Genomic DNA, 21,561 nt, shown 5'->3' on the forward strand with positions numbered 1-21,561 from the left:
GAACGAACCCTAAAAAAGTAACCGGAGGGGCGGCCCGCCCTCCATCGATGGCGGATGGTTGAGAGCCAGTACAACAACGGCGGGCGGGAGAGCGGCAAAAAAAAAGGCGCAACCTTGCGATTGCGCCCGATGTTCGATGAACGCTGCGCGCTACTCGCCGCGAACGCGCTGCGCCAGCCCTTTGAGGAAGTAGCGCAGCATCTGATCGCCGCACGGACGGTAGTTCTTGGTGCCTTCTTTGCGGAACAGCGCGCTCAGCTCCGGCTTGGAGATACGGAAGTCCACCGCGGTGAAGATCTGGTGCATATCGGTGTCTTTCAGCTCAAACGCCACGCGCAGCTTTTTCAGCACCAGGTTATTGGTGATCGGCAGCTCAACCGCCGGCGCCGGGAACTTGTCGTCCTTGCCGCGCTTGAAGAACACCAGGCCGTTGAGGAAGTGCGCCATCACTTCGTCCGGGCACTTCTCGTAGCCCGGCTCGCCTTCTTTGATCACGTAAGCGTCCATCGCCGACACCGCCACCTCGAAATCGTCCAGTTTGATAATCTCGACCATTTTGGCGTTGTTAATGCTCAGCATATAGCGCACGCTGCGCAGCACGTCGTTGTTCATCATGGGATTGCATTGCCTTATTTGTCTAACGGGGACGTGCGCACATTGCGAAACGAAATGACTGCCACACACCTTGAATGTGCGGCAGTATAGGGATCGGCAAGGGGTTTCTCAATCGATTTGGCTTTTTTGCTGATACAGCGGGATGTCTTCGCCGATGATGTACTTGTTGCGCAGCATCGACGAGACCTTATCCATGATCATCACCACCACCACCAGGATCAGGGTGATGAACATCACCACGTCCCAGTTCCACAGCCGCATGTTCTCCGCGTACACCAGGCCGATGCCGCCGGCGCCGACGAAGCCCAGCACCGCCGCAGAGCGGGTGTTGGACTCGATCTGGTACAGGCTGAGCGCCAGGAAGGTGGGGAACGATTGAGTGAAGATGCCGTAGCGGTGCTTCTGCAACCCGTTGGCGCCTACCGCCGTCAGGCCACGGCTGGGGGACTTGTCCACCGCCTCGTGCCCTTCGGCGTACAGTTTGCCCAGCAGCCCGACGTCCTGCATCACGATCGCCAACACCCCGGCCAGCGGCCCCATGCCGACGGCGCGCACGAAGATAAGCCCCCAGATCGCCATGTCGATACCGCGCAGCACGTCCAGCAAGCGGCGCACCAGCACGGAGATCGGCCGCAGCAGCGGCGTCGACATCACGTTGCGTGCGGCGAAGAACGACAGCGGCAGCGCGATCAGCGACGCGGTAATGGTGCCGGCGAACACGATGGCGATGGTGATGCCGATCTGCTGGAAGTAGTACATGAACGGCCAGTTGACGAAGTCGTGCCAGACGAACATGCGCAGGAAATAGCGCCCCAGCTGCTGACAGCCGTTGATAAACTGCGGCCAGGTAATGCCGAACACCAGGAAGAAGAACACGTAGTACAGCACGATCGCCAGCGCGATCAGGCCAACGGTGCGCAGGTAGCGCCCCTGCTGCGCGAAGATCGCCGGATGCTGCTGTTTCAACTGGCGCAGCGTTTCCGCCGACGCCGGAGTGCCCGCTATCATTTTGCCCCCTCCACCACGCGCTTGCGCAGCTCGCCCGACACGTAGTCGAGCACGGAAACCACCACGATAATCAACAGCAGCGTCATGCTGACCTGATCGTAGCGGTCGAGTTTAATGTTGGTCATCAGCTCCTGGCCGATGCCGCCCGCCCCCACCAGCCCCAAAATGGTCGACTGGCGGAAGTTGATCTCCAGCCGCATGAAGCTGTAGGAAAGAAACACCGGTTTCACCTGCGGCCACAGGCCGAAACGCATGCGCTGCAGCGGCGTGGCGCCGCAGGCCGCCAGCCCGCGCACCGGTTTGTTGGAGGCGGTTTCGATCGATTCGTAGAACAGCTTGGTCAGGCTGCCGATAGTGTGCAGCGCCAGCGCCAGGAAGCCGGGAATGGCGCCGATGCCGAACGCCATCACGAACATCACCGCCCACGCCAGCTCCGGCATGGTGCGCAAAAACGCCACCAGCGTGCGGATCGCCAGCCGCACCGAAGCCGGGGTATAGGTGTTGCCGGCCGCCAGAAACGCCAGCACGGTCGCCACCAGCACCGAGAAAATGGTCGCCGCCAGCGCCAGCTGCAGGGTCTCCCAGATCAGCGGCAGCTGGATATTCAGGCGGTAACCCCAGTAGGCCAGCGAGCCCTCGGTGCGCCCGTCGGCGAACAGCAGAGGCCAGTGCAGCGTCGGAATGGTTTCGGCCAGGTAGTCGAAGAAGTGCGGAATAGACACCCAAACGGTGTGCAGGTTGAACTCGGCGAGGTTGCCGGCGCCCAGGTACAGCGCCACCAGCCCGAGCGACCACAGCAGCGCTTCGCGCTTTTGCTTGCTGCGGATCCGTTGGTAATAATGTGCGAAATCGGTATTCAAAAGAGGTCTTCCATCTTTATGGAACAAGGGGCTCAGCACGCTGAACCCCTTCATTCGGACGGCCGAGGCAGCCGGGAATTAACGGTCGCCTTTGGTCAGCTCGCGCTTCATATCGATGATGGTCTGGTATTCCGCCAGGGTGGTGTCGCCGATGTGCTGCTTGCCGCCCATCGCTTTGATAAAGCACTGGTGATCGTCTTTATCCAGCTTCTTGATGGCGGTGACCACTTTGGCCTTGAAGTCGGCCGGCAGCGAGTTGCTCACCAGGATCGGGCCGTTCGGGATCAGCGGCGACTGCCAGATGATGCGGATCTGCTTCATCAGGTCCGGATGATCCATGCGGATCATGCGGGTGAACGCGCCGCTGGTGTAGCCGGTGTTGTAGTCGCCGATCATCGACGCCCAGGTCACCGCGCCTTCGAACTGGCCGTTCAGCACGCCGAGGATGTCCTGCTCGTGGCCGCCGGAGAAGGTGACGCTGGAGAAGGTGTTGTTGTATTTGTTGTCAACCGTGCCGCCGAACAGCTTTTTAAACGCCTGGTTCGGGATCAGGAAGCCGGAGGTGGAATCCGGATCGGCGAAGCCGATGGCCTTGCCCTTCAGATCTTCCAGTTTCTGGTAGGGGCTGCCGGCCTTCACCACCACCACCGAGTGGTAGCCGCGCGACTGGTCGACGTCGTCGACCGCGATGCCGACGATGTCCACCGCTTTCGGATCCTTGATGTAGACCGAGGCGAACGACGACGGAGACATGCTCAGCACCAGGTCAATCTTGCCGCCCAGCAGGCCCTGGATCACGCCGGAATAGTCGGACGAGTTGCGCAGCTTGGTATCGACGTTCAGCTCTTTGTCCAGGAACTGCTTCACGCACTGGTTATCGCCGATCTGCTGGGTGGCGTTCTGGCCGCCGAGAATGCCCAGGTTCAGCTCTTTCGGCGCATCCGCTGCGGCAGCATTAAATACCATCATCGCGCCGGCCATCAGGGTGGTCAGACTCAATACTTTTTTCATTAGGTGTGCCTTGTGTGTAAAGGGTAAAGGTCAAAAGTGCTTCAATGGATCTGATTGGCTTCTTCGCCATACAGCTGGTGCAGGATCCGTTCGTTCAGTTGCGAAGGATGCCCGTCAAACACGATCTTCCCGTGGGCGATGCCGATCACCCGCGAGCAATACTCTTTCACCAGTTCGACCGAGTGCAGGTTCACCATCACCGCGATGCCGTCTTCGCTGATTTTCTGCAGCGCGTCCATGATGCGGCGGGTGTTTTTCGGATCGAGCGACGCGACCGGCTCATCGGCCAGCAGGATTTGCGGGTTTTGCATCAGCGCGCGGCAGATGGCGACGCGCTGCATCTGGCCGCCGGAGAGGTTCTCGGCGCGCTGCAGCGCGTGCGGCAGCATGTTGAGCCACTGCAACAGCTCGATGGCGCGCGCGCGGTCGGCGTCATCGAACAGTTTGAAGAAGGATTTCAGAGTGGAAGTGTGGCTCAGGCGGCCCAGCAGCACGTTGGTCATCACGTCCAGCCGCGGCACCAGGCAGAAGTCCTGGAAGATCATGCCGCAGCGCGCGCGCCACTGGCGCATCTGGCGGCCGGCCAGCTGGGCGATATCCTGCGCCGCGCCATCGTCTTCGAAGTGCAGCATCTCGCCGCAGCTGGAAGGAATGGTGCCGTTCAGGGTGTGCAGCAGCGTGGACTTGCCCGCGCCGGAGCGGCCGATCACCGCCACGAATTCGCCGGCGTGCAGATCGAAATTGATGTCATCCAGCACGCGCTGCTGCGCTTTGTAGGCCTTGCCGAGTCCCTTTACCGATAATACTTTGCGGGATGCGGCGGCGTGCTGCCCTGGAAAGTCGTGCTGTGCCAATTTTAACAGTGCCTGAGCCATATGATTTCTCTGGTTTCAGTGGCTAATCATTATGGGCACCTATTAACGGATAAGTTTATGACAGTGGGATGATGGTTTTATGGCCGGAGCGTGACGCGTGCCGCCCCGGCGTTCGCCTCACGCCAGGGTGAAGAAGTCCAGCCCCAGCGCCGTCTTGACCTGTTGCAGCGTCTGCTGGCTGACCTGATGCGCGCGGCGGGTGCCGTGCTGCAGGATGCGCGTCAGCTCGCCTTTATCGGCGATGAATTCGGCGCGGCGGGTGCGGATCGGCTCGAGCAGGCTCTGCAGGCAATCCTCCAGCAGCCGTTTGATTTTCACGTCCCCCAACCCGCCGCGCCGATAGTGCGCCTTCAGATCCGCCACCAGCGCGGCGTCTTCGCAGAAGGCGTCCAGGTAGGTGAACACCATGTTGCCCTCCACCCGGCCGGGATCGCTGACGTTGAGATGGCCGGGGTCGGTGAACATGCTCATCACCGCCTTGTGCACCTCGTCGGCGCCGGCGCCAAGCTGGATGGCGTTGCCGCGCGATTTCGACATCTTGCCCTGCCCGTCCAGCCCCGGCAGACGCCCGACGTTGCTCAACAGCGGCTGGCACTCCGTTAATATCGGTTGGCCGACGATGTGGTTGAAACGCCGCACGATCTCATTAGTTTGCTCCAGCATCGGCAGTTGATCCTCACCGACCGGCACGTGGGTGGCGCCAAAGGCGGTGATGTCCGCCGCCTGGCTGACCGGATAGATCAAAAAACCGGCCGGCAAACTGCGGGCGAAATCCTTCTCGGCGATTTCGTTTTTCACCGTCGGGTTGCGCTCCAGCCGCGCCACGCTGACCAGATTAAGGTAGTACATCGTCAGCTCGGCCAACGCCGGCAGCGCCGACTGCAGGCAGATCGTGGTCTTATGCGGATCGATGCCCACCGCCAGATAGTCGGCCACCACGTTGAGCACGTTGGCGCTGATTTTTTGCGGGTTGTTACCGTTGTCGGTCAGACCCTGCAGATCCGCCACCATCACCGTTTGGTTATGCTGGTGCTGCAGTTCCACGCGCTGGCGCAGCGAGCCGACGAAGTGGCCTAAATGCAGTGGGCCGGTGGCGCGATCGCCGGTAAGAATGGTGTAGCTCATGACAGTGCTCCTGAAGGTCTGTAGACCGCCGGATCAACGCCACAAAAAATAATGCCGCCAAACCGGCGGCATTAATAAGAGATGTGAATACTCGTGCCGCCTCAGAAGAGGCGCCACCATGACTGATTGTGGGTGGAGTGCATCGATATATTCATGGCATCAAGGTATACCCGCAGCGGCAACGCGTCAATAGCGCGTAAGACGGCGTTACACTCCGGCATTTGCGTTCCTGGCCTGGCGCGCTAGGGTAAAACCTTCAACCTGAAAAAGGAGCGCATGATGAAGATCGGATTTGCCGGACTGGGTGGGATGGGCAGCGCCATGGCGGCCAACCTGTTGCAAGCGGGCTTCGCCTTAACGGTATGGAACCGCTCGCCGCAGGCGGCGCAGCCGCTGGTGAGCGCCGGCGCACGGCAGGCAGAACGGCCGGAACAGCTGGCCGATGCCGACGTGCTGATCACCATGCTGGCCGACGATGCCGCCACGCAACAGGTGGTGGTCGACAGCGGGTTGCTGCAACGGATGAAACCGGGCGCGCTGCATATCAATATGGCGACCATCTCGGTCGAACTCGCCAAGCGTTTGACGGCGCTGCATGCGGAACACGGCATCGGCTATCTCGCCGCGCCGGTACTGGGGCGGGTCGACGTGGCCGCCGCCGGCAAGCTGAATATTCTGGCGGCCGGCGATAGCGAGCGGCTAAAGCAAGCGCAGCCGCTGTTCGATGCCCTCGGCCAGAAAACCTGGCACTTCGGCGCCGATCCGGCGCAGGCCAACGTGGTCAAAATCGCCACCAACTTTACGCTGGCCAGCGCCATTGAAGCGATGGCGGAAGGCAGCGCGCTGGTGCGCAACTACGGCGTGTCCGGCGCCGACTACCTGCAGATGCTGGGCGGCACCGTCTTCGCCGCCCCGGCCTATCAGGGCTATGGCGCGCTGATCGCCGCCGAGAAGTATTCCCCCGCCGGGTTCCGGCTGGCGCTGGGGCTGAAGGACGTCGGGCTGGCGCTGGCCGCCGGCGCCGACAGCCATACGCCGATGCCGTTCGCCGGGGTGCTGAAAGACAACTTCCTCGACGCGATGGCGCAGGGGGATGCGGATCTGGACTGGGCGGCGCTGGCCAAGGTGGCGGCGCGGCGGGCGGGCCTGAAATAACGAACGGGGGCGTTAGCCCCCGTTTTTCCGTTCTCAGAACACGATGTCCGCCGTGGGCACGGCACGGATCGGCACGCCGAAGCTGTCGATATTCGACAGCGTCTCGTTATGGTGGGTGCGGATCAGCAGACCGTCGGCATAGGGTTTGTCGTGGCAGGTGTGGGCATCAGCCGCCAGCGTCACCGGATAGCCGTGCGCCGCTGCGCTGCGCACCGTGGTGTCGATGCAAAACGGCGTGGAGTAGCCGCAAACCACCAGCTGCGATACGCCGTTGGCAATCAGTAACGCGCCGAGCGAAGTGCGCAGGAACGAGTCCGGCGTGGTTTTATCCACCCGATGATCGCCCGGCGCCACCTTCAGCGCCGCGAGCACTTGCCAGGCGGCGCTGCCGTGCGGCAGTTCGTCGTCCGGCGTATGGTGCTGAATCACGACAACCGGCACGCCCGCCCGGCGGGCGCGCTCGCTCAGTTGGTTGATACGCGCAACGGTGCCCGCGGCATCCGCCGGCGGCGGCGTAAACAATCCTTCCTGCACATCGATAATCAACAGCGCGCTGGTCATGGCGGCTCCCGAAGAGAAGATAAGTGGCGTCAGCACACCGGCTGGCGCGGGCGGAAAATATGGTCGACGCCCTGCTCGCGCAGCCGGTTCACCAGATCGTGCCCGCCGTTCGGCGTGGCGTGCGCCAGCTGGCGCTCAGCGGTAAACACCGGGCTGGCCCAAAACAGGTTCACCGGATCGCCGTACTGCTGCGGCAGAGTCAGGTGCGCGTTATGCGGATAGAAGGACGACGATAAAATATAGCCTTCGTAGCCCAGCGGCGCCACGTCCGACTCCAGCGTATGCCCTTCGCCGATCCAGGTCAGCCGCGCCCACGGCGCATGCGCGAAACCGGCCAGCGCGCTGGCCATCTGCACCGCGTTGTCTTCGGTCATGTATTGGCTGTCGATGGCGATCGCCATCTCCATACGGCGATAGCGCGAAGCCTCGTCGTTGAACAGGATCTCCACCCACGGCATCGGCCGGATGCTGACCCCCATGGTGAGGAAGTAATAGATGCCGTCGCGCTCGTGCTGGGTGATGGCCATCGGCGGCCACTTGCCCTGATCGATGGCGTAGTATTTTACCGAAGGGCCGAAATGCTGCTCATAGCGCGCCTGAAAATCGCGCTGCATCTTCGGCCACGGATTGCCCTCTTCACGCTGCCAGCTGCGCCAAAACTGGCGGGTGCTTTCCGCCTGCGCATATTGCGTGTTGGTCGAGGCCGAACCGAGCGGATAGGCCAACGGGCTCTCCTTGATGCAGCTGGCCGAATAGCACACCGAATGGTCGATATACAGGCTCCAGCCGGGGATCACCGCCAGCAATTGGCCGTAATACCACAGGGCCGCGCCGTCGTCGCTTTCGCTCCACACCACCATCAGCCCTTCCGGGTTCAGCGGCGCTTCCCCTTCCAGGTTGCGGCAAAATTCCGCCGCCAGCATCGGCGGTTGCCCCTGCTCCAGCGCGGCGCGATCCTCCTGCAGCGGCGCGGCGGCCAGATTGCGCAGCCAACAGGCGCGCACCTGATAGCGATCGCTGTAGGCTTCGGCGGGATAGATGTAAAAATAGGCTGCCCGGTGATCTTGCTGAACCACCGCGACCAGCGTCTGGTTCTCATTGCTGACTTCAGCAAGTACGTATGACTCGTTCATATCACCTCAATAGGGTCAGGGCGCGGCAGAATCGGCTGCGCGCCAAAAAAATGGAATGTGGCTTTGCCCCAAGTGTAAAACGCATTACTGGCCGGATCACCCGTAAAAGTCTCAAAAACGGCCGTAAACGAAGATAAACAAAGGCTAATTATAGCGGCTGCGGCTCATGACGGCTGAGTGATGCGCCGCACCGCACGCTGATAGGAACCGTTGCGCATCGACGCGCCCAGCACCTTGCCCAAACCGGCGGCGCCCGTTCGCACCAGCCGCCGCCGCAGCGCGCCCGGATGAAAACCGAACTGCCGCTGCGCCCAATCGGGTAACAGATCGATGCCCGCCTGCATCACCACCCCGCCGAGGGGGCGCGCCAATGCGCTCGGCGCCGGCGCCTTCAGCAGAATGCGCGCCACCTCTTGCGTGCGTTCATCGCACACCAGCTGCGGCCGCATCGCCTGCAGGTATTCTTCGACCTCCGCGCAGGACTGAGGAATTGCCGTCGCCCCCAGCGCGGCGGCCACGCGCGCCGCTTCACGATAGTATTGATCCTGCAAATCGCGGGAAAGGTGCGGGTTGCGGTAGCGCAGGTGGCTGGCCAGAAAACGGCTGCTCTCCGCCACGTGCACCCAGGTCAGCAGCGCCGGATCGCTGGCGGCATAAGGCGTGCCGTCGCTGCCGACGCCGGTCACCCGCAGATGGATGGCTTTGACTTTGGCGATCAGCCGCTGCGCCTCGGCGGTCGGGCCGAAGGTGGTGACCGACACGAACTGGCTGGTGCGGCGCAGGCGGCCGATCATATCTTCGCGAAAATTGGAGTGATCCCACACCCCAGCCAGCGCCAGCGGGTGCAGCATTTGCAGCAGCAAGGCGCTGACGCCGCCGCACAGCATCGGGGTGAAGTCGCGATGTACCTGCCAGATGACAGACTGCGGGCCGAACAAGCCCGGATCGCCCGGCGGGTTCTCAAAATCGACGCCGCCGAGCGCCAGCCCGGTCAGGCTGAGCACCTGTTTTTCTATCGCTGCCCGTACCGCTTCCATCCTGCCGCCCTCTTGCTGGTTCAGCGGCCAGTGTATCACGCGACGAACGCCTCATTGCGCCCTGCGGCGGTTGAAAGCATTAACTTGCTGAATTACAGTTGTTATACCGCTTGCGAGAAGGCGGGCCTATTCGATCCACTGCAGAGGCGCTTTGCAGGGCGTTAACCCACGTTAATTCGGCACTAACCCCACAAAACCTCTATCTAGTTTTTTTCCTCCAACTTAGATAGCAGAGAGTTCGATGATTACCATCAGAGCACGCGCGGCGGAAGACAACGCGCAATTGGCAGATATCTGGCTGCGTTCGGTACGCGCCACTCACCATTTTTTAACCGAAGACAACATCGCGCAGCTGTTCCCGCTGGTGCTGAACGACTACCTGCCGGCGGTTAACGTCTGGGTGGCCGAAGAGCGGCCGGGGCACCCCTGCGGCTTTATCGGCCTGAACGGCAACAAGGTGGAGATGCTGTTTATCGACGCCGATCAGCGCGGCAAAGGGGTGGGCAAAGCGCTGCTGACCCATGCGGAAACGCTGCACGATGAGCTGCAGCTGGACGTGAACGAGCAAAATCCGCAGGCCAGCGGTTTCTATCGCCACTACGGGTTTGTCATCACCGGCCGCTCGCCGCTCGACGGCCAGGGCAACCCGTTCCCGTTGCTGCACATGAAGCTGGACAAACGCTAGCCCTCCCGCCGGCCGCCCTGCGGCCGGTTTTCTCCCCCCCTGTTTCACCCGCCGTTTTATATATCAAATCAGAATAAGTAATAGAATTTACATTCTTCCTGTCACTATAAACCCTCGGTAGGATTGCCCGGTATTCACCCGCAACAGAGGTTCCGTCCGCCACTCCCCGCCGGGTTGTGCCCGCCGAAAAGCCGAACGATCCCTGTCCGGCGCACCGCGCTCTGGACGGAATGCTGTGATGTATCGATAAGGATCCGCTTCGTTATGATCGTTCTTTCGAACGTTTGCAAAACTTTTGACAGCACACAGGGCCGCGTCGTGGCGGTAGACAACGTCAGTCTGGCGGTAGAGGCCGGGCAAATTTACGGCATCATCGGCTACAGCGGCGCCGGCAAAAGCACGCTGATCCGCCTGCTTAACGGCCTGGAGACGCCCACCAGCGGCCGCATTGACGTAGGCGGCTTCGATATCGCCCGCGCCAAAGGCAGCCACCTGCGCCAGGCGCGCCTGAAAGTCAGCATGGTGTTTCAGCACTTCAACCTGCTGTGGTCGCGCACCGTCAGCCAAAACATCGCATTTTCCATGCAGATCGCCGGCGTGCCCAAGGCGCAGATTGCGCCGCGCGTGGCGGAACTGATCGCGCTGGTCGGCCTGCAGGGGCGTGAAGACGCCTACCCTTCGCAGCTCAGCGGCGGCCAGAAACAGCGCGTCGGTATCGCCCGCGCGCTGGCCAATAACCCGAGCGTGCTGCTGTGCGACGAGGCCACCTCGGCGCTCGATCCGCAGACCACCGACGCCATTCTCGACCTGCTGCTGGACATCAACCGCCAGCTGAAATTGACCATCGTGCTGATCACCCACTAGATGCACGTGGTGCGCAAAATCTGCCACCGCGTAGCGGTGATGGAAAACGGCCGCATCGTCGAAGAAGGCCCGGTGCTCGACGTGTTCACCCGGCCACAGCAGCCGATCACCCGGCAGTTCGTCAAACAGGTGTCGCAGTATGCGGATACCGAAGAGAGCTTCAACCCGCTGCTCACCGCCCATCTGCCGGGGGCGATTTTCAAGCTGACCTTCGTGGGCGTGCAAACCCATCAGGCGGTGATCGCCGAAGTGATCCGGCGCTACGCCCTGACCATCAACATTCTGCACGGCAAGATCAGCCACACCCTCAACGGTTCGTTCGGCGAACTGTACATTCACGCCGAAGGCAACGAACAACAAGTCGCCGACATGCTCAGCCTGCTGCACGAAAGAGACATCGCCGTCGAGGTTATCCAACATGATTGAATCCCTGTTCCCCCACCTGCGTCTGGACCAACTGTGGGACGCCACCTGGGAAACGCTGTACATGACCGGCATCGCCGGTTTGGCCACGCTAGTGCTGGGCATCGTGCTCGGCGTGCTGCTGTTTTTAACCTCGAAAGGCCAGCTGTGGCAGAACCGGGCGGTCTACTCGCTGATCTCCGTACTGGTCAACGTCTTCCGCTCCATTCCGTTCATCATTCTGATCGTGCTGCTGATCCCGTTCACCAAATCGCTGATCGGCACCATTCTCGGCGCGGACGCGGCCCTGCCGGCGCTGATCGTCGGCGCGGCGCCGTTCTACGCCCGGCTGGTAGAGATCGCGCTGCGCGAGGTCGACAAAGGGGTGATCGAAGCGGCGCGCTCGATGGGCGCCAAAAACCGCACCCTGATTTTCCGCGTATTGCTGCCGGAGAGCTCGCCGGCGCTGGTTTCCGGCATCACCGTCACCCTGATCGCGCTGGTGAGCTACACCGCGATGGCCGGGGTGATCGGCGCCGGCGGCCTGGGCAACCTGGCCTATCTGGAAGGGTTTCAACGCAACCACAGTGACGTGACGCTGGTGGCGACGCTGACGATTCTGCTGATCGTTTTCGTCATTCAGTTCATCGGCGACACCCTGACAAGAACGCTCGATAAACGTTAATTAACCAAGGAAAATGATGATGAAAAAGCACCTACTGATGTTGGCTTTCGCCTCCGTCGCCACCCTCGCCTCTTACGGCGCCGCCGCGGCGACCAAGCTGGTGGTCGGCGCCTCCAACGTGCCGCACGCCGAGATCCTCGAACAGGCCAAGCCGATACTGGCGAAGGAAGGCATCGATCTGCAGATCAAGCGCTTCCAGGACTACATCCTGCCGAACACCGCCTTGGCCAGCCGCGACATCGACGCCAACTACTTCCAGCACGTGCCTTATCTGAACTCGGTGCTGAAAGACCACGCCGACGACAAGAGCTACGACTTCGTCAGCGCCGGCGCGATCCATATTGAGCCTATCGGCATCTACTCGAAGAAGTACAAGAGCCTGAAAGATCTGCCGGAAAACGGCAAAATCATCATGCGCGACGCGGTGGCGGAAGAAGGCCGCATCCTGTCTATTTTTGAACGGGAAGGCGTGATCAAGCTGAAGCCGGGGGTAAGCAAGGTGGACGCGCGCATCACCGACGTGGTGGAAAACCCGAAACATCTGAAATTCCAGGCCAACGTTGAGGGCGCGCTGCTGCCGCAGATGTACAACAACGACGAAGGCGACGCGGTGGTGATCAACGCCAACTACGCCATCGACGCCGGGCTGAACCCGACCAAAGATCCGATCGCGGTCGAAAGCGGCGAAAACAACCCGTACGCCAACATCATCACCGTGCACCAGGCCGACGTGAACAAACCGGAGATCGTGGCGCTGGTGAAGGTGCTGCACTCCAAACCGATTCAGGACTTTATCCGCGAGAAATATCAGGGCGCGGTGATCCCGGTCAATCAATAATGGGTTACACGGCCCGGTAAAAGCCGGGCCGGTTGTTATACCTTATTGCCAATCTGGCTGAGCCGCGGCCACACCAGCATCAACGCCTCCAGCAACCGCAGCAGATCGCTCCGGCTTGCCCCTTCGCGCGCCTGCACCGACATGCCTTCAATGGTGCAAATCACGTATTTCGCCAGCAGCGTGGTGTCGGTTTTCGCCAGCAGTTCGCCCTGCTGCACCTTGCGATCGAAGCAGGCCTTCAGCGCCGCTTCCTGCGCATGATGTTTCCTGCGCAGCATCTGGGCGACGTCGTCGGACGCCGACGACAGCGCGGCCGAGGCGCACACCATAAAGCAGCCTGACGGCGTATCGGGGTCGGTAAACACTTCGACGGAAGAGCGTACGTAGGCCTCGACGATCTCGGCCACCGGCAGATCCTGCTCCAACAGTTGGTTGGTGCAGGTGGTGTATTTTTGCAGATAGCGTTCCACCGCCGCGCGGAACATTCCTTCCTTGTTGCCGAATTCCGCATACAGCGTCGGCGCCTTGGCGCCGGTCACTTCCACCAGATCGGCCAGCGAGGTGGCTTCATAACCGTGCCGCCAGAACAGATCGAGCGCGCTTTCCAGCGCCCGGTCGCGATCAAATTGTTTCGGTCTGCCGCGGCTTTTCTTGCCGCAAACCTCTTCATTGATGCTCATCGTTCCTCTCCTATCCCGCTCCACGGCAGGGTTAGCACAAATAAATTAACGATCATTATAAAAAAATATTGCGCCTTCGTCGAGAACCGATTAGCATTTAGTTATCGATCGTTAAGATAATTTAGCGAAGCGGATTAAAACCCTCTATTCACCGTTATCGGAAAGGAATTAACATTATGAAAAACTTAAAATTAACCTTAGCAGCTCTCACTCTGGCCAGCGTTTCCTTCGGCAGCTTCGCCGCCGATTTAGTCCAGAACCAACCGGCAGACCAGCAGAAAGTGGGCGTCATCACCGTCAGCGGCGCGTCCGATCTGACCTCGCTGGAAAGCAGCCTGGCCGCCAAAGCCGATCAGGCGGGTGCCAAATCCTTCCGCATCATCGGCGCCGGCGGTAACAACCAGCTGCATGGCACCGCAGAAATCTATCAATAACAAGACATTAATCCAGCGGATCGCGAGAAATTCTGCTCCCGACGCCAGGGCATCAAAAAAAACTAATTAACGAGCATTAAAAAAATACTTGCAATCCGTGAAACCGGCATCTAACATTAAATTATCGATCGTTAATTAATTTAACGACCTTACAAAACAAACATCGTAAAGAACATAGATAGGAAATAAGACCATGAAAAACCTGAAAATGACCATCGCCGCCATCGCACTGGCCTCCGTCTCCTTCGGCAGCTTCGCCGCCGAACTGGTCAACGCTCAACCGGCCGATCTGCAAAAAACCGGCGTCGTTACCGTCAGCGGTGCTTCCGACCTGAGCAGCCTGGAAAACAAACTGGCGGCCAAAGCCGACGCGGCCGGCGCCAAATCCTTCCAGATCATCGCCACCACCGGCGACAACAAACTGCACGGTACCGCGATCATCTACAATTAATTGCCAGATAGGTAATCGTGCAAAAGGGCGGCTCAGGCCGCCTTTTGTTTGTTTTGACGCCAACGTTCTGTTGTAAGCTGTAGCAACCTTTTTTTGCTGAGCCGAGCAACGACATGACTCCCCTGCTGTTTCACAAATATCACGGCCTGGGCAACGACTACCTGGTATGCCACCGTTCGGTCGCCGATCGTCTGAGCCAGGAACAGATCCGCCTGCTGTGCCACCCGCATTATGGCATCGGTTCCGACGGCCTGCTGATCGACAGCGGCGACGCCGTCAATCCCACCCTGCGCATCATCAACCCGGACGGCTCCGAAGCGGAGAAAAGCGGCAACGGCCTGCGTATCTACGCGCGGTATCTGTTCGACAGCGAGCGCGTGGGGCATCAGCCGTTTCTGGTGCACACCGCCGGCGGCGACGTGCGTTGCCAAGTGGCGGAAGACGCGCATCAGATAACCGTGGAGATGGGGCGCGCCAATTTCAGCCCGGCGGCGCTGCCGGCCTTGATCGATCTGCCGGAGGCGCTGAACTATCCCCTGCCCCTGAGGGAGGAGACGTTAAGCGTTTCGCTGGTGTCGATGGGCAACCCGCACTGCGTGGTGCCGGTGGAGAAACTGGATCTGGCGCAGGTGCATCGGCTCGGACCGCAGATTGAACGCCATCCGCTGTTCCCGAAACGCACCAATGTACAACTGGTGGAAGTGGTCGATCGCCAGACGCTGCGCATCGGCATCTGGGAGCGCGGCGCCGGTTTTACCCTCGCCTCCGGCAGCAGCAGCTGCGCCGCCGCCAGCGTGATGCGCAAGTTGGGACGAGTCGGCGATCGGGTTAGCGTGCGGATGCCGGGCGGCGAACTGCAGATCGCCTTCAGCGGCGATTTTCAGGTCAGCATGCGCGGACCGGTGCATAAAATCGCCACCCTGACGCTGGACGAAGATTGTTTTGCCGGCGGCGCGGGGCTGTTTACGGGATCCACCCCAGCAGCCTGAACCACAGATAGTCCAACGGCACCAGCAGCGCAAAGCTGAGCGCGGCCAACAGCAGGCACAGCTTCAGCCCTTCGCGCGCCGGCACTTTGCCAATCCCCATCGCCACCACGATCGGCGAAGCCTGATACGGCAGCAGCGGCGTGGCATAACCGATCACCTGGGTCATCAGCACCGTCAGCAGCGGCAGGCCGCTGCCCGCGGACAGCGCCTGCGCCAGCGGGGTAAACAGCGCCGGCACGCCGTTGGCGGTCACCACGAAATTCAGCAACGCGGTGATCCCCACCAGCGAACCGAATGCGGTGAACGGTTTGCCATGCAGATCCGGCATCATCGCCAGCAGCGCACCGCCCAACCGATCGCCAAGCCCCGAGTGGCTGACCAGCGCCGTCAGCCCCAGGATCCCCGCCACGTAGATGCAGGTGCGCACATTAACCCCGGCGGCGAACTGCTCGCCGTTGAGAAACCCGATACGCGGCAACAGGCACAAGCAGGCCGCCGCCAACCCGATCCAGGCGGGAGCGATGCCGTGCCAGCTGTCGGTCATCCACAGCAACACCGTGGCGCCCAACAGCGCGATCAGCCGCCATTCGGCGGCGCTGAGCGGGGTTTGCGCCGCCTCGGCCGCCACCGGCTGCGGCCGCGCACGGAACAGGCCGCAGATGCACAGCGTCAGCAGCGCGCCTTTGGCAACCCCGAGCACCGGGGCGTGCAACAGCAGGTAAGAGAGATAAGCGAAGTGGCTGCCGTAGGCGCTTTCCGCCGCGCCGCTCATCACCAGGTTGGGCACGTTGGCCGGCAGGATGCTGGCGGAGAGCTGGAAGGTGCCGAATCCCACCGCCAGCGCCAAACCGATGCGGCCGCGCGAGCCCTCCGCCAGACCGGCGCGATCGGCCAACGCCATGACGATCGGCATCAACAGCGTAATGCGCCCCATGTTGGAAGGCATGACAAACGCCAGCGCGTAGCTTATCGCCACCACGCCGCCCACCAGGCGCGGCCAGGTGCGGCAAGAGTCGGTTGGCCAGGCGATCCGCCAAGCCGGTGCTGCGGATGGCGGTGCCCAGCACGAAACCGCTGAGCACCAGCCAGAATGCGGAAGACGCGAAACCGGAAAAGGTCACTGCGGCGGGCGCCAGCTGCAACACCATCACCGCCGCGAAGAACAGCAGCGCGACCAGATACTCCGGTAAGCGGGCGCTGGCCCATAGCGCGATGACCACCAGCGTGACCAGCGCGGACAGCGCCATCGGATCCCCCAACATAGTTTCCTCCCTGATAAAACGTTGTGATTGTTATCAAACGGTTAACAGGGTGGCACAAGGCGCGGGCGCTAACCTTGAAACCGCTCACATATCGTCGTTCTGCAGATTTTTCAGCATGCACACGTTGCAGCCGTGATGGCCGGTGTTGCCGCGCCGTTCCGTCAACAGCGTGAACCCCAGCGCGTAGTACAGCCCGATCGCCTCTTTCAACTGTTCGGTGGTTTCCAGGTAGCAGTAGCGATACCCCGCCGCCCGCGCCGCCTTAAGCGCCTGCACCACCATATATCGCGCCATGCCCAGCCCGCGCGCGCCGGGCTTGAAGAACAGTTTCTGCAGCTCGCAATAGCCGGGCTCTTCGCCCGCCAGCGGCGCCATGCCGACGCCCCCCACCACCTGCCCGTCCCGCTCCAGCACCCAGTAGTGGCCGCCGTTGTCGCGATACAAGCCGGTCAGCCGATCGAGATCCGGATCGTGCAGGCTGACCCCTTCCATCTTGTCCATGCCGTACTCGCGAAACACGTCGCGAATGATCGCCGCCATCGCCGCATCGTCGCGCGCGGCGATCGGCCGCACCCGCAGGTTGGCGTCGCGCTGTTTGCGCGCGCTGCGCAGCGCCGCGGTCATCTTTTTCATCGCCGCCGTGGTGCTCGCCAGCTCATCGTCGTCCAACTGCGCCAGCGCTGCCTGCATAAAACCGTCGGCGTCGCTCTCGATGCCGGCCAGCGCCTTGCCGCCCTTTTTACTCAGCCGATGCAGGTTGTGCCGCCTGTCATCCGGATGATCCACCGTTTCTATCACGCCGGCGGCCACCAGGCTGCGCAGCGCCCGGCTGGCGCTGGCCTTGTCGATGCAAAGCCGGGCCGCCAGCTCGGTGACGCCCAGCGGCTGCTCGCTGACTTCGATCATCAGATGGATCTGCAGCGGCGAAAAGCGCGAGCCGTTGCTCTGCTTGTTCAACATACCGAATTCTCTGACCAAACTGCGCGCCAATGCTCTGAAATCCCTGATGTTCACAATTGATATCCCCGATTAGCTGCCGATGAAAAATGACATTTGGTTGATAGTGTTACCTAATTTTCACTACCTTAACGGATCATCAAGCCGCCATGAACCCCGGCATAACACAGGAGTTGATGCAAAACGTAACATTACTCAATACAACAAACTGATTAGTTAAAATATTTCAGGATTAATGGCCATATGTTTGCGATTAAAAAGACAATAACCCAGACAAAAAATGCACAATCGTGGAAAACGCTGTGATGACAAGAGAAAATCGATACTAATTCATTGAATTCCAATAGGTTACAACAATGTTAATAACGACATTAATGCCGATATCTTGTTGTAATTTGTTACATATTCATGGCAGGATCGCGGCGTTTCCATAACGGCGGCAACGTTAGTTATGTCAACGTCGGGCGCGGGTTGCTCCCGCGCTGTTTTATGCTCATGGAGAGATCGCATGCCAATGAAGAAATCACTCGCCGTCTGTTCCGTTGCCCTTTCCGTCACTTTGCTGGCGGGCTGCGCGACCGAATCCTCCCGCTCTTTGGAAGTGCCGAAAGTGGCTTCCTACAACACCACTTATCAGGGCCCACGCAGCCCTATCGCCGTCGGCAAATTCGACAACCGATCCAGCTACATGAACGGCATCTTCTCCGATGGCGTCGATCGGCTGGGCAATCAGTCCAAGACTATCCTGATCACGCATTTGCAGCAGACTGGCCGTTTCAACGTGCTGGATCGCGCCAACATGGAAGAGTTGAAAACTGAAGCCGGCATTAAAGGGAAGGCGCAAACGCTGAAAGGCGCCAACTATGTGATTACCGGCGATGTCACCGAATTCGGCCGTAAAGAAGTCGGCGATCATCAGCTGTGGGGGATTTTGGGCCGTGGTAAATCACAGGTCGCTTACGCCAAAGTCAATCTGAACGTCGTAAACGTACAGACCTCAGAAGTCGTCTATTCCGCTCAGGGCGCCGGTGAATACGAACTGTCCAATCGCGAAATCATCGGTTTCGGGGGCACCGCCAGCTACGACTCCACCCTCAACGGCAAGGTGCTGGATCTGGCCGTGCGTGAAGCCGTCAATAACCTGGTCACCGGTATCGAAAACGGCGCATGGCGCCCTGCTAACTAACGGAATAGAAGCAGAAAGATGATAACTAAAAGAATGGGCGGGGCGCTGTTTGCAGCGACCCTGCTGGCCGGCTGCGCCGCGCCGAAAACGCTTTACAATTGGGATGGCTACCAGACTTCTCTCTATCAATACTACCAGCAGGAGGGGCAAAGCCCTGAGCAGCAGATCGCCACGCTGAAAGAGATCGTCGAGAAATCCCGCGCCAAGGATAAAGCCGTACCGCCAGGTCTGCATGCGCAGCTGGGGCTGCTGTACAGCAAAATCGGCAACGACGGACAAGCCATGAATGAATTCAACACGGAAAAAACGCTGTTCCCGGAGTCGGCGCCGTTTATGAATTTCCTGATGGCCAGGGATAAAGGGAGCTTTAAATGAAACGTGTACTCACTTTCCTCACCGTTGCCGCCACCCTGTTGCTAAGCGGCTGTGCCAAGCAGACGCCTTATGACTATGCGGCGTTCCATGAGAGCAAGCCGAAGTCGATCCTGGTCTTGCCGCCGGTTAACCAGTCGCCGGACGTCAAAGCCAGCCACAGCGTGCTCGCCAGCGCCACCTTGCCGCTGGCCGAGGCCGGTTACTATGTGTTGCCGGTCGCTGTAGTGGAGGAAACCTTCCTGCAAAACGGCCTAACCAACGCCAACGACATCCGCGCCGTCAGTCCGAAAAAACTGCACCAGATTTTCGGCGCCGACACCGTGCTGTACCTGGATGTCACGCAATACGGCACCAGTTACATGGTGATCAGCAGCGAAACCCGCGTTACCGTAGCCGCTCGTCTGGTCGATCTGCGCAACGGCAAACAGCTGTGGGCCGGCACCGCCACCGCATCCAGCAACGAAGGCAACAACAACTCCGGTGGCCTGCTGGGCATGGTGATCAGCGCCGCGATTTCGCAAATCGCCGATACCATCAGCGACAAAGGATTTGATGTTGGCGCCATCGCCAACACCCGCCTGCTATCGGCGACAGGTCAGAACGGCGCCATTCTTTATGGCCCACGCTCACCTCATTACGCCAGCCAGCGTTAAGCCGTCTCTCGGGCGGCCTTCTCGGGCCGCCTATGCCAAACTTGTCCCTTTTGCCAAAAGTAGCCCATGCTTTAACGGCAACTGCTCCTCTCCTTCTGGCTAACCGGGACGCTGGCTCATGACGAAAAAAACCACCCTGCTGCAATTCTTCCACTGGTACTACCCCGACGGCGGCAAACTGTGGCAGGAGGCCGCCGAGCGCGCGCCGCACCTCGCCGAACTGGGCATCACCGATCTGTGGCTGCCGCCCGCCTGCAAGGGCGCTTCCGGCGGCTACTCCGTCGGCTACGATACTTACGATCTGTTCGATCTCGGCGAGTTTGACCAGAAAGGCAGCGTGGCCACCAAATACGGCGACAAGGCGGCGCTCGAACACGCCGCCAATACGCTGCGCGAACACGGCGTGGGGGTGCTCTACGACGTGGTGTTCAACCACAAGCTCGGCGCGGACGAGAAAGAACAGGTACACGTGTTCAAGGTGGACGCCAACAACCGCAACGACATCGACGACCAGGGCTTCGACGCGCTGGCCTACACCCGCTTCACCTTTCCCGGCCGCCAGGGCGTGCATTCCGAGTTTATCTGGGATTACAAATGCTTCAGCGGCGTCGACTACGTTGAGCAACCGGACGACAAAGGGGTTTTCAAAATCGCCAACGACTATGGCGACGACGGCTGGAACGATCAGGTCGACGACGAAAAGGGCAACTACGACTATCTGATGGGCGCCGACGTGGAGTTCCGCAATACCGCCGTGACGGAGGAGCTCAAATACTGGGCGCGCTGGCTGTTGGAAAGCCTGCCGTGCGACGGCTTCCGCCTGGACGCCGCCAAACACATTCCCGCCTGGTTCTTCAAAGAGTGGGCGGATCACGTGCGCGACAGCGCGCAGCGCGACCTGCTGATCGTTGCCGAATACTGGTCGCACGATCTGAGCGCGCTGCAGCAATACATCGAGTTGGTGGACGGCAAGGTGATGCTGTTCGACGTGGCGCTGCACCTGAAGTTTCATCAGGCGTCGAAACAGGGCGACGGCTTCGACATGGCGCAAATCTTCACCGATACCCTGACCGCCGCCGATCCGGCCCACGCGGTGACGCTGGTCGCCAACCACGACACCCAGCCGCTGCAGTCGCTGGAAGCGCCGGTGGAACCCTGGTTCAAACCGCTGGCCTACGCGCTGATCCTGCTGCGCGAACAGGGCGTGCCCTGCGTGTTTTACCCCGACCTGTATGGCGCCAGCTACCGCGACAAGGGGCTCGACGGCGGCGAGTACCAGATTGATATGCCGGCGATCCCGGAGCTGGAGAAGCTGATCGCCGCCCGCCAGCGTTTCGCCAACGGCCCGCAAACCGACTACTTCGACGACAGCCACTGCGTGGCCTTCAGCCGCGCCGGCACCGCCGAGGCCCCCGGCTGCGTGGTGGTGCTGACCAACGGCGGCGAAAGCGGCAAAACCGTCGCGCTGGGCGCCGATCTGGCGCACACCGCCTGGCGCGATTTCCTCGGCAACCGTCAGGAGGAAATCACCACCGACGACCAGGGCAGCGCCCATTTCCCGGTCAACGCCGGCAGCGTCAGCGTCTGGGTGCCGGCCGCCAGCCTGTAAGCGCCCGCCGCCGCGCAATGATGCAGCGGCGGCAAAACTAATGTTTGCCTTTCGGGTCTAACTTACGCTATCAACTGCGCAAGCCATTCACACCGGAGCCTAAATAGGGTA

The 21,561-nt window shown here is 60.7% G+C and carries 22 protein-coding genes and 2 pseudogenes; 12 read left to right on the top strand and 12 right to left on the bottom strand.

Annotation, left to right across the window (positions count from 1 at the left end; translation table 11 throughout):
• Positions 1 to 150: 150 nt before the first annotated feature.
• From ACJ8HN_RS10910 to trpS, 6 genes are all read right to left on the bottom strand, one after another.
• Positions 151 to 615 (bottom strand): DUF1456 family protein, encoded by a 465-nt coding sequence (locus ACJ8HN_RS10910; protein WP_004939471.1) that lies wholly within the window; start codon positions 613 to 615, stop codon positions 151 to 153.
• Positions 616 to 723: 108 nt separating this feature from the next.
• Positions 724 to 1,623 (bottom strand): phosphonate ABC transporter, permease protein PhnE, encoded by a 900-nt coding sequence (phnE, locus tag ACJ8HN_RS10915; protein WP_033637591.1) that lies wholly within the window; start codon positions 1,621 to 1,623, stop codon positions 724 to 726.
• Positions 1,620 to 2,483, bottom strand: a complete 864-nt coding sequence (gene phnE / locus ACJ8HN_RS10920) for a phosphonate ABC transporter, permease protein PhnE (RefSeq protein ID WP_033637590.1) — start codon at positions 2,481 to 2,483, stop codon at positions 1,620 to 1,622. Before phnE (ACJ8HN_RS10920) ends, phnE (ACJ8HN_RS10915) begins: the two co-directional genes overlap by 4 nt.
• Positions 2,484 to 2,561: 78 nt before the next feature.
• Entirely contained in the window at positions 2,562 to 3,494 is a 933-nt protein-coding gene (gene phnD / locus ACJ8HN_RS10925) for a phosphonate ABC transporter substrate-binding protein (RefSeq protein WP_025302014.1), read from the bottom strand.
• A 41-nt stretch (positions 3,495 to 3,535) separates the two neighbouring features.
• Positions 3,536 to 4,369, bottom strand: coding sequence for a phosphonate ABC transporter ATP-binding protein (gene phnC / locus ACJ8HN_RS10930; protein WP_038880081.1), 834 nt, complete (start codon positions 4,367 to 4,369; stop codon positions 3,536 to 3,538).
• Positions 4,370 to 4,486: 117 nt separating this feature from the next.
• Positions 4,487 to 5,494 carry a tryptophan--tRNA ligase gene (trpS, locus tag ACJ8HN_RS10935; RefSeq protein ID WP_046686640.1) on the bottom strand — a complete coding sequence of 336 codons (1,008 nt, stop codon included), beginning with the start codon at positions 5,492 to 5,494 and terminating at the stop codon, positions 4,487 to 4,489.
• A gap of 279 nt (positions 5,495 to 5,773) precedes the next feature.
• Between trpS and ACJ8HN_RS10940 the strand changes: the two genes are divergently transcribed.
• Positions 5,774 to 6,649 carry an NAD(P)-dependent oxidoreductase gene (locus tag ACJ8HN_RS10940; RefSeq protein WP_049212844.1) on the top strand — a complete coding sequence of 292 codons (876 nt, stop codon included), beginning with the start codon at positions 5,774 to 5,776 and terminating at the stop codon, positions 6,647 to 6,649.
• Positions 6,650 to 6,682: 33 nt separating this feature from the next.
• Here ACJ8HN_RS10940 and ACJ8HN_RS10945 read toward each other — a convergent pair whose 3' ends face one another.
• From ACJ8HN_RS10945 to ACJ8HN_RS10955, 3 genes are all read right to left on the bottom strand, one after another.
• Positions 6,683 to 7,210, bottom strand: a complete 528-nt coding sequence (locus ACJ8HN_RS10945) for a cysteine hydrolase family protein (protein WP_060426465.1) — start codon at positions 7,208 to 7,210, stop codon at positions 6,683 to 6,685.
• Positions 7,211 to 7,239: 29 nt separating this feature from the next.
• Complete coding sequence (locus ACJ8HN_RS10950; protein WP_308414472.1) at positions 7,240 to 8,343, bottom strand: suppressor of fused domain protein; 1,104 nt, start codon at positions 8,341 to 8,343, stop codon at positions 7,240 to 7,242.
• Positions 8,344 to 8,507: 164 nt separating this feature from the next.
• Positions 8,508 to 9,380, bottom strand: a complete 873-nt coding sequence (locus tag ACJ8HN_RS10955; RefSeq protein ID WP_004939498.1) for an oxygenase MpaB family protein — start codon at positions 9,378 to 9,380, stop codon at positions 8,508 to 8,510.
• Between the two features lie 241 nt (positions 9,381 to 9,621).
• Here ACJ8HN_RS10955 and ACJ8HN_RS10960 point away from each other — a divergent pair, with 241 nt between their 5' ends.
• From ACJ8HN_RS10960 to ACJ8HN_RS10975, 4 genes and pseudogenes are all read left to right on the top strand, one after another.
• Positions 9,622 to 10,065: an acetyltransferase gene (locus ACJ8HN_RS10960; protein WP_015377088.1), complete on the top strand. Its 444-nt coding sequence runs from the start codon at positions 9,622 to 9,624 to the stop codon at positions 10,063 to 10,065.
• A 264-nt stretch (positions 10,066 to 10,329) separates the two neighbouring features.
• Positions 10,330 to 11,355 (top strand): annotated as a pseudogene (locus ACJ8HN_RS10965) (methionine ABC transporter ATP-binding protein).
• Positions 11,348 to 12,016: a methionine ABC transporter permease gene (locus tag ACJ8HN_RS10970; protein WP_033637581.1), complete on the top strand. Its 669-nt coding sequence runs from the start codon at positions 11,348 to 11,350 to the stop codon at positions 12,014 to 12,016. The pseudogene ACJ8HN_RS10965 and the gene ACJ8HN_RS10970 overlap by 8 nt, the downstream one beginning before the upstream one ends.
• A 19-nt stretch (positions 12,017 to 12,035) precedes the next feature.
• Positions 12,036 to 12,854, top strand: coding sequence for a MetQ/NlpA family ABC transporter substrate-binding protein (locus tag ACJ8HN_RS10975; protein WP_033653453.1), 819 nt, complete (start codon positions 12,036 to 12,038; stop codon positions 12,852 to 12,854).
• 35 nt (positions 12,855 to 12,889) lie between these two features.
• Here ACJ8HN_RS10975 and ACJ8HN_RS10980 read toward each other — a convergent pair whose 3' ends face one another.
• Positions 12,890 to 13,534, bottom strand: coding sequence for a TetR/AcrR family transcriptional regulator (locus ACJ8HN_RS10980; protein ID WP_033637579.1), 645 nt, complete (start codon positions 13,532 to 13,534; stop codon positions 12,890 to 12,892).
• A gap of 176 nt (positions 13,535 to 13,710) precedes the next feature.
• Between ACJ8HN_RS10980 and bhsA (ACJ8HN_RS10985) the strand changes: the two genes are divergently transcribed.
• The 3 genes from bhsA (ACJ8HN_RS10985) (at position 13,711) to dapF (ending at position 15,408) form a co-directional block, all read left to right on the top strand.
• Positions 13,711 to 13,968 (top strand): multiple stress resistance protein BhsA, encoded by a 258-nt coding sequence (gene bhsA, locus ACJ8HN_RS10985; RefSeq protein ID WP_033637578.1) that lies wholly within the window; start codon positions 13,711 to 13,713, stop codon positions 13,966 to 13,968.
• Between the two features lie 193 nt (positions 13,969 to 14,161).
• Positions 14,162 to 14,419 (top strand): multiple stress resistance protein BhsA, encoded by a 258-nt coding sequence (gene bhsA, locus ACJ8HN_RS10990; RefSeq protein ID WP_033637577.1) that lies wholly within the window; start codon positions 14,162 to 14,164, stop codon positions 14,417 to 14,419.
• A gap of 113 nt (positions 14,420 to 14,532) precedes the next feature.
• Positions 14,533 to 15,408 (top strand): diaminopimelate epimerase, encoded by an 876-nt coding sequence (gene dapF / locus ACJ8HN_RS10995; RefSeq protein ID WP_033647009.1) that lies wholly within the window; start codon positions 14,533 to 14,535, stop codon positions 15,406 to 15,408.
• Here the strand turns inward: dapF and ACJ8HN_RS11000 are convergent.
• Together ACJ8HN_RS11000 and ACJ8HN_RS11005 are read right to left on the bottom strand one after the other, a co-directional pair.
• Positions 15,383 to 16,670 (bottom strand): annotated as a pseudogene (locus ACJ8HN_RS11000) (SLC13 family permease). The gene dapF and the pseudogene ACJ8HN_RS11000 sit on opposite strands and share 26 nt — an antisense overlap.
• A gap of 84 nt (positions 16,671 to 16,754) precedes the next feature.
• Positions 16,755 to 17,660: a bifunctional helix-turn-helix transcriptional regulator/GNAT family N-acetyltransferase gene (locus tag ACJ8HN_RS11005; RefSeq protein WP_033647012.1), complete on the bottom strand. Its 906-nt coding sequence runs from the start codon at positions 17,658 to 17,660 to the stop codon at positions 16,755 to 16,757.
• A 481-nt stretch (positions 17,661 to 18,141) separates the two neighbouring features.
• On the opposite strand from ACJ8HN_RS11005, the gene ACJ8HN_RS11010 reads away from it, so the two are divergent.
• The 4 genes from ACJ8HN_RS11010 (at position 18,142) to amyA (ending at position 21,450) form a co-directional block, all read left to right on the top strand.
• Positions 18,142 to 18,813 (top strand): CsgG/HfaB family protein, encoded by a 672-nt coding sequence (locus ACJ8HN_RS11010; RefSeq protein WP_033647014.1) that lies wholly within the window; start codon positions 18,142 to 18,144, stop codon positions 18,811 to 18,813.
• A gap of 18 nt (positions 18,814 to 18,831) precedes the next feature.
• Positions 18,832 to 19,188: a DUF4810 domain-containing protein gene (locus ACJ8HN_RS11015; protein ID WP_103798818.1), complete on the top strand. Its 357-nt coding sequence runs from the start codon at positions 18,832 to 18,834 to the stop codon at positions 19,186 to 19,188.
• On the top strand, positions 19,185 to 19,841 hold the full coding sequence (locus ACJ8HN_RS11020; protein ID WP_086579422.1) for a DUF799 domain-containing protein: 657 nt from the start codon (positions 19,185 to 19,187) through the stop codon (positions 19,839 to 19,841). The genes ACJ8HN_RS11015 and ACJ8HN_RS11020 overlap by 4 nt, the downstream gene beginning before the upstream one ends.
• A 118-nt stretch (positions 19,842 to 19,959) precedes the next feature.
• The gene (gene amyA / locus ACJ8HN_RS11025) at positions 19,960 to 21,450 is read left to right on the top strand and encodes an alpha-amylase (protein ID WP_432504587.1); all 1,491 of its coding nucleotides are present in this window, start codon (positions 19,960 to 19,962) and stop codon (positions 21,448 to 21,450) included.
• Positions 21,451 to 21,561: the final 111 nt, after the last annotated feature.

The organism is Serratia sp. CY29653, assembly GCF_052169255.1.
GTDB classification, from domain to species: domain Bacteria; phylum Pseudomonadota; class Gammaproteobacteria; order Enterobacterales; family Enterobacteriaceae; genus Serratia; species Serratia sarumanii.